The 12,206-nt window shown below is 69.8% G+C and carries 10 protein-coding genes; all 10 read left to right on the top strand.

Annotated elements, in window-relative coordinates:
• The first annotated feature begins 44 nt into the window (after positions 1-44).
• The 10 genes from RT97_RS17215 to galE are packed head-to-tail and all read left to right on the top strand — an operon-like array spanning position 45 to position 12,195.
• Entirely contained in the window at positions 45-2,339 is a 2,295-nt protein-coding gene (locus tag RT97_RS17215) for a polysaccharide biosynthesis tyrosine autokinase (RefSeq protein WP_042580009.1), read from the top strand.
• On the top strand, positions 2,336-3,043 hold the full coding sequence (locus RT97_RS17210) for a sugar transferase (protein WP_042580008.1): 708 nt from the start codon (positions 2,336-2,338) through the stop codon (positions 3,041-3,043). Before RT97_RS17215 ends, RT97_RS17210 begins: the two co-directional genes overlap by 4 nt.
• Before the next feature lie 58 nt (positions 3,044-3,101).
• Complete coding sequence (locus RT97_RS17205) at positions 3,102-4,082, top strand: GDP-L-fucose synthase family protein (RefSeq protein WP_042580007.1); 981 nt, start codon at positions 3,102-3,104, stop codon at positions 4,080-4,082.
• A 19-nt stretch (positions 4,083-4,101) separates the two neighbouring features.
• Positions 4,102-5,478, top strand: a complete 1,377-nt coding sequence (locus RT97_RS17200; RefSeq protein ID WP_253278252.1) for a hypothetical protein — start codon at positions 4,102-4,104, stop codon at positions 5,476-5,478.
• 20 nt (positions 5,479-5,498) lie between these two features.
• Complete coding sequence (locus tag RT97_RS17195) at positions 5,499-6,593, top strand: glycosyltransferase (protein ID WP_042580006.1); 1,095 nt, start codon at positions 5,499-5,501, stop codon at positions 6,591-6,593.
• Positions 6,590-7,558 (top strand): hypothetical protein, encoded by a 969-nt coding sequence (locus tag RT97_RS17190; protein WP_155403829.1) that lies wholly within the window; start codon positions 6,590-6,592, stop codon positions 7,556-7,558. Before RT97_RS17195 ends, RT97_RS17190 begins: the two co-directional genes overlap by 4 nt.
• Positions 7,559-7,594: 36 nt before the next feature.
• Positions 7,595-8,551, top strand: coding sequence for a hypothetical protein (locus tag RT97_RS17185; protein ID WP_042580005.1), 957 nt, complete (start codon positions 7,595-7,597; stop codon positions 8,549-8,551).
• The gene (locus RT97_RS17180; protein ID WP_042580004.1) at positions 8,548-9,804 is read left to right on the top strand and encodes a polysaccharide biosynthesis protein; all 1,257 of its coding nucleotides are present in this window, start codon (positions 8,548-8,550) and stop codon (positions 9,802-9,804) included. The genes RT97_RS17185 and RT97_RS17180 overlap by 4 nt, the downstream gene beginning before the upstream one ends.
• 10 nt (positions 9,805-9,814) lie before the next feature.
• A complete protein-coding gene (locus RT97_RS17175) occupies positions 9,815-11,122 on the top strand; it encodes a glycosyltransferase WbuB (protein ID WP_042580003.1) in 1,308 nt (435 codons plus the stop codon).
• On the top strand, positions 11,119-12,195 hold the full coding sequence (gene galE, locus RT97_RS17170) for a UDP-glucose 4-epimerase GalE (RefSeq protein ID WP_042580002.1): 1,077 nt from the start codon (positions 11,119-11,121) through the stop codon (positions 12,193-12,195). The genes RT97_RS17175 and galE overlap by 4 nt, the downstream gene beginning before the upstream one ends.
• Positions 12,196-12,206: the final 11 nt, after the last annotated feature.

Below are 12,206 nucleotides of genomic sequence, written 5' to 3'. Positions count from 1 at the left end.
GCACCGCCCCCCGCCCCCCGCAAAACGGAAAGAAGGTGACTCCCATGAACGCGCGCTGGTACCCCCCGCTCCCCGCTCCCCTAGGCGCAGAACCCGAGCGGCCCCGCTCAGGCCTGCGGGAATACATCGACATCCTGTTGGACCATCGATGGCTGATCGCGGCGGTCACCGCCGTAGCGCTGGTGCTGGGGGCGTGCTATGCGCTCTTCGGGCCGCGGGTGTACGAGTCGAACGTGCTGATCCAGGTCGAGGACCCCGACCGCTCGGGCAGCCCCGCCGATGCCGCGGTCAACGGCGTGAGCGTGAAGACGCCCACCTCGGGCGAGGCCGAGATCATGAAGTCGCGGCTGGTGCTGGGCCAGGCGATCGAGAACACCCGGCTGTTCATCACTGCGCAGCCGCACTACCTGCCGCTCGTGGGTGCCTTCATGGCGCGGCATTCGAAAGGGCTCTCGACGCCCGGCTTCCTGGGCATGGGCGGCTACGTCAGCGGCACCGAGCGGATCTCGGTCGCGCGGATGGACGTGCCTTCGGACCTGGAGGGCAAGCGCTTCCTGCTGACGACGGGCGCCGACGGCAGCTACACGCTCACGCATCCCGATCTCGCCGCGCCGCTGCAGGGTCGCGTCGGCGTACCGCTGGAAGCCAGCGTGCCGGGCGGCTCGATCAACCTCCTGGTGGCGTCGTTCGAAGCGCTCCCCGGCGCTGCCTTCGAGCTGACGCGGCGCTCCAAGCAGCTCGTGCTGCTCGACCTGCAGCGCGACCTGCGCGTGATCGAGAAAGGCAAGCAGTCCGGCGTGATGGACGTGAGCTGGCAGACCGGCAACCCCATGCAGCTGACCGACCTGCTCAACGAGGTCTCGCGCCTCTACGTGCGGCAGAACATCGACCAGAAGACGGCGCAGGCCGAGCGCACCGTCAACTTCCTGGGCACCGAGCTGCCGAAATTCAGGCAGCAGCTGGAGCAGTCGGAGGAGGTCTACAACCAGTACCGCAACCAGAACGGCACCGTGAGCCTGGACGACGAGGCGCGCAATGCCCTGGCGCAGAACGTCGACCTGCAGTCCAAGCTCTTCGATGCGCGTCTCAAGCGCCTGGACCTAGCGAGCCGCTTCACCGCGCTGCACCCGACGGTGGTGACGCTGGACGCGCAGATCGCGTCGCTGCGCAAGGAGCTCGGCACGGTGGACGCCCGCATCCGCCGCATGCCGATGCTGCAGCAGAACTCGGTGCGCATGCAGCGCGACATCAAGGTCAACACCGACCTCTACGCGTCGCTGCTCAACAGCTCGCTGCAGGCTCGCCTGGCGCGCGAAGGCCGCATCGGCAACGTGCGCGTGCTCGATCCGGCGCTCCTGCCCGAGAAGCCCGTGCGGCCCAAGGCGGCCATCGTGATGGCGCTGGCGCTGGCCGCGGGACTCTTCCTGGGCTCGGCCGCCGCGATCCTGCGCAAGATGCTCAAGAGCACGGTCGCCAACCCCGACGAGATCGAGGCGCACACGGGCCTGGCCGTCTACAGCACGATCGCGCTGAGCACGCATCAGCCCGCGCTGGACCGCGCGATCCGCCTGGGCAGGCCCGGCGTGCAGCTGCTCGCGGCGACGCATCCGGAAGACCCGGCGCTGGAGGGCGTGCGGCGCCTGCGCACCACGCTGAGCTTCGTGATGCTCGGTGCGCCGAACAACCGCATCCTGATGACCAGCGCCACGCCGGGCGCGGGCAAGAGCTTCGTGTCGGCGAACTTCGCGGCGGTGCTCGCGGCTTCGGGCAAGCGCGTGCTGCTGATCGACGCCGACATGCGCCGCGGCAACCTCGCGGGCCCGTTCGGGCTGGAGCAGGAAGACGGCCTGGCGGAGCTGATCGCGGGCGAGGCGACGCTGCTGCGAACGATCCAGACGCACGTGCTGCCGAACCTGGACGTGATCACCAGCGGCACGCTGCCGCAGGACCCGTCCGCCGCGTTGTCGAGCGATGCCTTCGCGAAGCTGCTGGAGACCCTGTCCGCGCGCTATGACACGGTGGTGATCGACGCTCCGCCGATCCTGCTGGCCACCGAGACCGTCGCGATGGCCTCGGGTATGGGCACGCTGCTGCTGGTGGCCCGCGCGGGCGACAGCCAGCTGGGCGACATGGTGGAGAGCGCCAGGCGGCTCGCGCACGTGGGGGCGTCGTTCCACGGCGTGGTGCTCAACGGGCTGGACATGCGCCAGCGCCACTACGGCAGCTACGGCTACGGGTACGGCCTCTACCGCTTCCGCCCGCATGCCTATCCCGCGGTGGGCCACACCCCCGCCAGCGCGCAGATCCAGCGCAACGAGCCGGAGCACGCCGCATCATGAACACGCTCCGCTCCGGCACGCAGCACCGCACCGCGGCAAAGCCCGGTGCCGCGGCGCTGCCCGCGCCGCCTGCGCCGCTGGGCGGCTCGCGGCGGCTGCAGGTTGCCAAGCGCGCCGTGGACATCCTGATGGCGAGCGCTTTCTTCCTGTTCTTCGGCTGGGCCTATGCGCTCATCTGGGCGGGCGTGCTGCTGACCTCGGGCAGCCCGGCCATCTACATGCAGCCGCGCTACGGCAAGGACGGCAAGGTCTTCCGCTTCCTCAAGTTCCGCACCATGGTGCCCGACGCCGAGGCGGTGCTGGCGCGGCACCTGCGGGACAACGAGGAGGCGTGGCGCGAATGGCAGGTGTTCCAGAAGCTGGAGCACGACCCGCGCATCACCCGCTTCGGCGCGATCCTGCGCAAGTACAGCATCGACGAGTTCCCGCAGTTCTGGAACGTGCTCATGGGCGACATGAGCATGGTCGGCCCGCGCCCCTGCATGTTCGCGCAGAAGGACCTGTACGGGCCGTACTGGGCGCACTACTGCGCGGTGCGACCGGGCATCACCGGCCTCTGGCAGATCAGCGGCCGCAACGAGGTGAGCTACCGCCGGCGCGCGGCGATGGACGCGGAGTACGTGGCCACGCTGTCGGTGCTGCGCGACATCGTGATCGTTCTGAAGACCTTCCGTGTCGTGGCCGGCGCGCGCGGGTCGCGCTGAGGCCCGGCCGCCCTTTTTCCTCTCCTGAATTCATCAACTCATTCACCGAAAGAACGATATGCGTATCTATGTAGCAGGTCATCGCGGCATGGTGGGCCAGACGCTCACGAGGCGCCTGGTCGAACTCGGCCACGAGGTGGTGACGCGGACCCGCGCGGAGCTGGACCTCCTGGACCAGGCGGCGGTCGCGCGCTTCTTCGCGAGCGAGCCCATCGACCAGGTCTACGTGGCCGCGGCCAAGGTCGGCGGCATCCACGCCAACATGACCTACCCGGCGCAGTTCATCTACGAGAACCTGCTGATCGCGGCGAACATCACGCACCAGGCCTTCGTCGCCGACGTGAAGCGGCTGCTGTTCCTGGGCTCCAGCTGCATCTACCCGCGCCTGGCAGACCAGCCGATCCGCGAGGACGCCCTGCTCACCGGCAAGCTGGAGCCGACCAACGAGCCCTACGCGATCGCCAAGATCGCGGGCATCAAGCTGTGCGAGAGCTACAACCGGCAGTACGGCGCCACGCACGGCATCGACTACCGCAGCGTGATGCCGAGCAACCTGTACGGCCCCGGCGACAACTACCACCTGGAGAACAGCCACGTGGTGCCCGCGCTGATCCAGCGCTTTCACCTGGCCAAGATCAGCCGCGCGCCGAGCGTGCTGATCTGGGGCAGCGGCCGCGCGCGCCGCGAGTTCCTGTACGTGGACGACATGGTCGAGGGGTGCCTGGACGTGATGAACCTCACGCGCGCGGCCTACGACGAGCACACCGACCCGATGCGCGGGCACATCAACCTGGGCACCGGCGAGGACGTGTCGATCGCCGAGCTGGTGGAGCACATCCGCGAAACGGTGGGCTACGAGGGCAGCATCCGCTACGACCTCGCGCAGCCCGACGGCGCGCCGCGAAAGCTGCTGGACGTCTCGCGCGCGGCCACCTTCGGATGGCGCGCCACGGTGCCGCTGGCCGAAGGGCTGCGCCGCACCTACGCGGACTACCAGAAGGCCATCCGGCCGGTCGAAGCCACGGTCGAGCACGCCTGAAACCCGAACGGAAGCTGCCATGAGAACCCTCGTCTTCTGGTTCGGCATCGTCTGCACCGTGCTGTGCGGGCTGGTCGACCCCGTCTGGGGCTACGCGGCCGTGTTCGTGCTCGCGGCGGTGCAGCTGTCGATGCTCGGCGCGGCCGGCGACAGCGTGTTCCTGCTGATCCACTACACGGTGGTTCTCATCTACTTCTCGCTCGCCCCGGCGATGCAGATCGCCGCGGACGTCGACTTCTGGGGGGTGGGCATCATCGGCACGCCCGCGCACACCCAGGCGCTGATGCTCCTGCTGCTGTACATGGCCGGGGTGGAGGCCGCGCGGCTGGGCATGCCCGAGCGGACGCAGCCGCCCCGCCTGAGCCACGCCGAGCACGCCGCGGGCGCGGCCCACCCGTTCCTGCTTCTCCTGAGCTGCTCGCTCGCGGCGTTCGCGGCCCTTTTCATCCGGCCCGACCTGAACTTCGTGGCGCGCGGCGTGATCGGCGACGAGGACAGCCTGCCGATCGAATACATCGTCTATTCGACGATTCCCAAGCTGGTGGTGCTGGTGTGCTTCGTCGCGCTCGCGATTCACGCGGTGCGCCAGCGCACGCTGTGGGCGTGGTGCGCCGCGGCGCTGGCGTTCGCGCTGGCCGCGCTGGCCGCCAACCCGGTCAACACGGCGCGGCAGGTCATCCTGATCGGGCTGCTGCCGCTGCTCATCCATGCGATCGCGCGGCGCCACCGCTGGACGCTGGCCGCGGTGATCTTCGGCGCCATCGCGGGCGTGGGGCCGGTGCTGAACCTCATCTCGCGAGACGGCATGTGGGGCGCGAGCCTGGAGACCTTTCCGTTCAGCCAGGACTTCGATGCGATGTTCGTCGTCGCGGGCCTGCTGGAGCGCGCGCCCTCGCCCGATGCCGGCTTCGGGCGCTACCTGCTCTCGGCGATGTCCTTCTTCCTGCCGCGCGACCTGAAGATGTTCCCGGGGTTCGACCCGCTCGCCTGGTCGGCCGTGGGCGCCAATTTCTCGCAGAGCAACCTGTCGCTGCCGCCCTTCACCACCGCGTACTTCGACTTCGGGCTGCTGGGGCCGGCGATGCTGGGCTTCGTGATCTCGGCGTGCTTCCGGTGGGTCGACCGCATCGTCGATCCGCGCCGCGCGCTGACCGCCACTTACCTGTGCGCGCTGGTGCTGCTGGCAGCTTACGTGCCGTTCATGCGCGGCCCGATCCTGGGCTGGGGGCCGTTCGCCGCATCGGGGCTGATCGCCGCCGTGGTGGCGGGCAGCCTGAGTTCGTGGTTCCGCCGCACGGCACGCAGGCCCGTGCAACAGCCGGGTCACCAGCCCGGCGAGGGACCCGGCCACGGGCCCGGCCATGAGCCGGGCCCCGTCGGCTCTCCTGTCGCGTGAAAGAGAGAAAGCGTCAGACCATGGCCACCTACCTCTTCTACGACACCATCCGGCTGAACACGTCGGCCGGCGGCGTGCTCAACGTGGCCGAGGTGCTGTTGCGCAGCATGCGCCTGTCGGGCGACGACCGGGTGCAGGCGGTGAGCGAACGCCACCCGCGCATCTACGAGGCCGCGCGCCGGCTGGGCATGAGCCGCTTCGTGCTCGACACGCTGCTCTACAACTTCCACCGCCTGCGCGCGTGGTTCTCGGGCGAGCGGGTGATCTCGCTCTTTCCGAACTACTTCCTGCCCTTCACCTTGTTCGGTCGCCACGCCGATTCGATCGTGGTGGTGCACGACCTCCAGTACAAGGCCTACCCGCAGTACTTCTCGCGCGCCAAGCGCCTGTGGCTCGACTGGTGCCTGGGCCGCGCGGCGCGCAGCGCGGCCGACGTCGTCTTCATCAGCCGCAGCAGCCAGCAGGACTTCGAGCGGCACTTCGCGCGCTGCGAGCGCGCGGCGGTGATCTTCAATCCGGTGGATGCGGGAGCGGGCGCCGGCGCCGGCGCGTCCATTCCGTCGGGCGCCGGATCGGCCGAGGGGCGCTACCTGATCGCCGCCTATCACTACTACCCGCACAAGAACTTCGGCGGCATCCTGGCGCTGTTCGAGCGCATGCAGCGCGAGGGGCTGGTCGACTACCTGGACATCACGGGCAACGGCGCGGCCGACGTCGAGCAGATGATCGCCACGATGGCGCCCGGGCTGCGAGCCTGCGTGCGGCACCGCGGGCTGGTCTCGCGCGACGAGCTGCTCCGCCTCTACCGGGGCGCGGCGGCCTTCATCTCGCTGTCCACGTTCGAGGGCTTCAACCTGTCGGCCGCCGAGGCGGCCACGCTGGGCGTGCCGCTGCTGCTCTCGGACATCCCGGTGCACCGGGAGCTGTTCGCGGGCTATGGGTTCTTCGTGGGCGGCCCGGCCATCGACCTTGCGCCGCTCGCGCGCTACCTGGCGGCGCACCGGCTCTCGCGGCCGGCATGGGCGCATTCGCGCGACTGCGCACCGGACGCGGTGGCCACGCGCTATTTCACGCTCAAGCGCAGCCATGCTTCGCTCGCGGGAGCCTTGCCATGACGCGCCATACACGCCGCACGCCGGCGCTTGTGCGCATGCTCGCCGCGTTGGCGTTCGCGCTGGCTGCCTGGACGCCGTCCGCGCGTGCGGCAACGCCCTTGCCTGCCGCGCAGGCGAACTCCGGCTTCGGCGTGATGGTTCATTACCTGCCCGACAAGCAGTCCATCGGCGAGATCGGCCGCTTCGACGTCGAGGCCCTGGCCGCCTCGCTCGCCGAGATGCGCGCGAGCTACCTCATCCTGACGCTCGGGCAGAACAACGGCCAGTTCATCGCGCCCAACGCCGCGCTGGAGACGCTGTGCCCGCGCAGCGCCCGCAACCGCCCGTCGCGCGACCTGCCGTTGGCGATCGGCCGGGCGCTGCAGCGCCACGGCATCTCGCTGATCCTGTATCTCCCCTTCCGCGCCCCGCAGGGAGACGCCTACCTGATGGAGTGCCTGGGCGACGTGTCGGAGCAACAGCCGCCCCCGCCGCGCTTCATCTCGGCCTGGTCGGCGGTGATCAAGGACTGGTCGGACCACTACGGCCCGCTCGCCACCGGCTGGTGGTTCGACGGTGTCTACAACACCACGGGCATGACGGCCGAAGACTGGAACAAGTTCTGCGCGGCCACACGCAGCGGCGCCTCGAATCGCTGGCTGGCCTTCAACGCGGGCGAGGGCCCGGCGCGCTTCAGCCTGAAGAGCGCGCCGTGCCAGAACCTCATGGCGGGCGAGTTGCTGCAGCCCGCCGCGCGCCTGGCGTCGCCGCCCTCCGAACTCAAGCTGCACGTGCTCACGCCGCTGGGCAAGTCGTGGGCCCAGCCGAGCGCGCCGCGCTTCTCGGCGGCGCAGGTGCGCAGCTGGATCGCCGATGCGAATGCCGCCGGCGGAATGCTCACGCTGGACATGCCGCTGGACAGCGACTTCCGATTTCTCCCCGCGCACGTGGCGCTGGTGCGCAGCGCCACCGCGCCGCAGCGTTGAACGCGACGTTCTCACCCCGACAACCAACGACCGAACATGACCCAAGCCCTCGACTTCATCGTGGTGGAAGACCGCCAGAACAAGACACTGCAGCTGTGCCGCAAGTCCGCGGCGCGGGCCGGGGAGCAACTGGTCGTGCTGGCCGCCACCGAGGCCGGCTACGCGTACCGGCGCTTTTGCGAGGTCTACGTGCACCTCTCGAGCAACACGCCGGCGTTCGAGAAGATCTGCTTTCGGCGCTATTTCCTTCTGGCCGACTACCTGGCGGCAAACCCCGAGTGCCGCCAGTTCGTGCTGATCGACAGCGACGTGCTCCTGTTTCGCGGCGCCGGCGCGCACATCGCGCAGCTCGTGGGGGACGCGGGCTTCTCGGGCTCCTTCATTCGCCCCGCCGCGGGCTGGAACCCCTGCCAGATCTCGCCGCACGTGAGCTACTGGACGGCGCAGGGCCTGCGGGATTTCGTCGCCTACGTGATCGAGACCTACAGCACGCCTGCCGGCATTCAAAGGCTGCGCGACGTTGCCGACCGCTTCGCCGCGCGCGGCGTGCGCGGCGGCGTGTCCGACATGACGCTGCTGTATCTCTGGGCAGAGGCCTCGGGCAATGCCGCGCCGATCAACCGGGTGCAGGACGGCCAGGTGATCGACCACAACGTGAACGGCGGCACCAACCATCTCGTGCGCGAGTTCCGCGTTCGCGGCGGCGCCAAGCGGCTGGAGCTCATCGACGGCCAGCCCTGCCTGCGCACCTCGGAGGGCGATGCGGTGCGCGTGCTCGCGCTGCACTTCCAGGGCGCGGCAAAGATGGCGATGGCGCATGCGCTCCATGGCCGGATGCGCACCGTCGCTGCGCTGACCTGGGCGCTGCAGATGGCGCGCCGCGCGAAGAACACCGTGTTCCGGCTGGCCTCGAAGGTGCGCAGCCACATGGACGCGCAGCCGCTGGTCGATGCGCTCGCAGCCAAGTCGCCCGCAGACCGGAAAGCGCCATGAAGCTGCCCGCCGGACCCTCGTTCGCCCTGCCCGGCGCGCGCCTCGCGCAGCGCTTCGGCCTGGGTGCGCTTGCGTCGCGGCTCTATGTGTACCTGTCGGGATTTCTGGCGATCTTTCTCATGGCCGCCGCGGTTGCGCCCGCGCGCTTCGGCGAGTACTCGATCTACCAGTCGGTGCTCGAAGTGGCGCTGGTGGTGGGCACCCTGGGCAGCTCGCTGCTGTTCTCTCGCAATGCCGCGAGCGTGCCGCCCGGCGTGACCCGCGGCGACCTCGCGCGCACGCTGGCGATCGGGCTTCCGCTCGCCGCACTGCTCGCGGCCGCCATCGTGGGCGCGCAGCGACTGCCGGTGATCGGCATGCCGCTCGCGCTGATCGTGGCGACGCTGGCGGTGTTCGCCTTCAACAGCCTGCGGCTGTCGTACAGCCGGGGCCTGGGTTTCTCGGGCCTGCTCAACCTGGAGTCGGGTCTGCGGTCCACGCTGCTGGTGCTGGGCGTGGCGGCGCTGGCTTCCCTGGGGCTCGAGATCGGCGTCGTGCATCTCCTGGCCATCAACCTGCTGGCCTTCGTGATGGTGCGCGCGGCCATCGGCATGCCGGCCAACGGCCCGGCGCCGCCCGCGGGAAAGCCCGCGCTCGATCTCGCCTCGCAAGGCCATGCCACGGTGTATTCGCTGCTGACCTTCCTGCTGCGCAAGTCGGACCTGCTGGTCGTGGCGCTCTTCATGCCGCTCAGCTACGTGGGCGCGTTCAAGCTGGCCTTCCTGCTCGCGGAGGCGCCCTCGCAGTTCGTGCAGGCCTTTCTCGTCACCAAGACCCCCGCGATGCTGAACACCAACGCCGGCAACTTCACGGCCGCGAAGCTGCAGCTCGCGCGCCATGCGTTCCTGCTGGGTTGCGTGCTCTTCGCGGCGCTGGGGTGCCTGCTGGCGGTGGCCGCGCCGCTGCTGAAGGTGGGCAGCGAGGCGCTGGAAATCTTCGTGTGCATCGCGCCGTACTTCCTGCTGCGCACTTACATGGTCCACCACGAGATGCTGCTCTCGCTGAATGCGCCGATCGGCACCCTCGGGCGCTGGGCGCTGCTGGAGGTGGCGCTGCGGATGGCCTCCTACGGCGTGGTGATCGTGCTGTTTCCCGACCGGCCGCACTACGTGTTCTTCGTCGCTTTTTTCTCCGACTTCCTGCTGTACGAGCTGCGCATGCGCTCGATGTTCGGTTTCTTTCCGCTGGTTCGCCTGCTGCGCCCGGTCCACTGAGAGGGTCCCCGTGAAAATCCTTGTGTATTCGATGAACTTCACGCCCGAGCTCGCGGGCATCGGCAAGTACTCGGGCGAGATGGCCGAGTGGCTCGCCGCCCGGGGCCACGAGGTGCGCGTGATCGCGGCGCCGCCCTACTTTCCGCAGTGGGCCGTGTTCGACGGGTACTCGGCCTGGGCCTACCGCAAGAGCGAGGCCAACGGCGTCACGGTCTGGCGCGCGCCCACCTGGGTGCCGGCGAAGCCGCGCACGCTGGCGCGGATGGCGCACCTCTTCTCGTTCATGCTCTCGAGCATGCCGCTGCTGCTGGGGCAGGCGCGCTGGAAGCCCGACGCGGTGTTCGTCGTGGAACCGCCGCTTTTCTGCGCGCCTGCGGCGCTGCTGTTCTCGAAGATGCTGGGCATCAAGTCGTGGCTGCACATCCAGGACTACGAAGTCGATGCCGCCTTCGGCCTGGGCTGGATGCGCGGCGCGGGCGTGCGGCGCTTCGCGTTCGCGGCCGAGCGGTGGCTGCTCGGCAAGTTCAACCGCGTCTCGACCATCTCGGGCGCGATGCTCGACAAGGCCCGGGCCAAGGGCGTTGCCGAAGCCCGGCTCGTGCTGTTCCCGAACTGGGTGGACGTGTCGGCGATCCGGCCTGCAGCGGATGCGGCGCCACGGACCGCCGACGCCGACGCCGACGCCGACGCCGACACAGGCTTCAGGGCCGAGCTGGGCATTCCGGCCGATGCGCTGGTGGTGCTCTATTCGGGCAGCCTGGGCAGCAAGCAGGGCATCGAACTGCTGGCCGAGGCGGCGCAGCTGCTGGTCTATGCGCGGGACATCCATTTCGTGATCTGCGGCAACGGCCCCAGCCGCGAGGCGCTGATGTCGGCCTGCATGCGCCTTCGCAACGTGCACTTTCTCGACCTGCAGCCCGCCGCGCGGCTCAACGAGCTGCTGGGCATGGCCGATATCCATGTGCTGCCGCAGCGCGCCGACGCCGAGGACCTTGTCATGCCCTCCAAGCTGGCCGGCATGCTCGCGAGCGGCAAGGCCGTGATCGTGACCGCCAACCCCGGCACCGAGCTCAGCCGCGTGATGACGAACCGGGGCCTGGTGGTTCCGCCCGGCGATGCGGAAGTGCTGGCCGACGCCATCGAGCAGCTGGCGCTCTCGCCGACGGTGCGCGAGGCGCTCGGCGCGGCGGGCCGGGCGTTCGCGCAGGCCGAACTGGACCAGAACGCGATTCTTTCGCGCTTCGAACAAGAGCTGTTTCGCTGCGTCGCAGGCGCGGAGACGGCACCCTCCACGCCCACCATCGAGTCCAACGCATGACCGTTCCAAAGATCCTGGTGACGGGTGGCGCGGGCTTCATCGGAAGCCACGCCTGCGTGGCGTTGATCGCGGCCGGCTACCGGCCGGTGGTGCTCGACACGCTGGTCAACAGCGACCCGCGCTCGCTGCTGCGCGTGGCGCGCATCACCGGCGTGGAGCCCACGCTCGTGCGCGGCGACGTGCGCGACGCGGTGGCGCTGGACCGCGCGTTCGCCGAGCACGGGGTCGACGCGGTGCTGCACCTGGCGGGGCTCAAGGCGGTGGGCCATTCGGTGAGCGATCCGATCGGCTACTACGACGTCAACGTGGCGGGCAGCCTCGCGCTGGTGCGCGCCATGGAGCGCGCGGGGGTGCGCACGCTGATCTTCTCGTCGTCGGCCACGGTCTACGGCGACCTGCAGCGCTCGCCGATCCGCGAAAGCGCGCCTTATGCGGCCGTCAACCCCTACGGGCGGACCAAGGTGATGGTCGAGCGCATGCTCGCGGACCTCGCCCGGGCCGACAAGCGCTGGGGCATCGCATGCCTGCGCTTCTTCAACCCGATCGGGGCGCACGAGAGCGGCCTCCTGGGCGAGCACCCGCACGGGCCGCCCGACAACCTGCTGCCGTACGTCTCGCAGGTGGCGGTGGGAGAGCGCACGCACGTCGTCGTGCACGGCGACGACTACGAGACGCCCGACGGCACCGGCGTGCGCGACTACGTGCACGTGATGGACGTGGCCGAGGGCCATGTGGCGGCCCTGCGGCACGCCACGAACCACCGGGGCCTCCTGACGGTCAACCTCGGCACCGGCCGCGGCGCCTCGGTGCTGGAGGTGATCTCGGCCTTCGAGCGGGCGTGCGGCCGGGCCATTCCGGTGCACATCGGGCCGCGCCGGGCCGGCGACGCCCCGGCCTACTGGGCCGACGTACGGCATGCCCGCGACCGGCTGGGGTGGCGCGCCCGCCGCAGCCTGGACCAGATGTGCACGGACTGCTGGCGCTGGCAGCTCGCCAACCCGCGCGGCTTCGACGAACCCGAGCCCGAGCTGGTGCCGCCTGCGCCGCCAGCGCCGGCCATCACTGCCGAGTGACAGCCGCAAGG

The organism is Variovorax paradoxus (assembly GCF_000834655.1).
Lineage (GTDB): Bacteria > Pseudomonadota > Gammaproteobacteria > Burkholderiales > Burkholderiaceae_C > Variovorax > Variovorax paradoxus_F.
Note: the sequence above shows the minus strand (reverse complement) of the source record. Positions and strands in the feature narration are given on the sequence as shown.

Bases quoted from the DNA above. Each gene is read 5' to 3' on its own strand.
- RT97_RS17215 (WP_042580009.1), top strand. From the start codon at position 45: ATGAACGCGCGCTGGTACCCCCCGCTCCCCGCTCCCCTAGGCGCAGAA.
- RT97_RS17205 (WP_042580007.1), top strand. From the start codon at position 3,102: ATGCGTATCTATGTAGCAGGTCATCGCGGCATGGTGGGCCAGACGCTC.
- RT97_RS17185 (WP_042580005.1), top strand. From the start codon at position 7,595: ATGACCCAAGCCCTCGACTTCATCGTGGTGGAAGACCGCCAGAACAAG.
- galE (WP_042580002.1), top strand. From the start codon at position 11,119: ATGACCGTTCCAAAGATCCTGGTGACGGGTGGCGCGGGCTTCATCGGA.
- RT97_RS17200 (WP_253278252.1), top strand. From the start codon at position 4,102: ATGAGAACCCTCGTCTTCTGGTTCGGCATCGTCTGCACCGTGCTGTGC.
- RT97_RS17210 (WP_042580008.1), top strand. From the start codon at position 2,336: ATGAACACGCTCCGCTCCGGCACGCAGCACCGCACCGCGGCAAAGCCC.
- RT97_RS17190 (WP_155403829.1), top strand. From the start codon at position 6,590: ATGACGCGCCATACACGCCGCACGCCGGCGCTTGTGCGCATGCTCGCC.
- RT97_RS17195 (WP_042580006.1), top strand. From the start codon at position 5,499: ATGGCCACCTACCTCTTCTACGACACCATCCGGCTGAACACGTCGGCC.
- RT97_RS17180 (WP_042580004.1), top strand. From the start codon at position 8,548: ATGAAGCTGCCCGCCGGACCCTCGTTCGCCCTGCCCGGCGCGCGCCTC.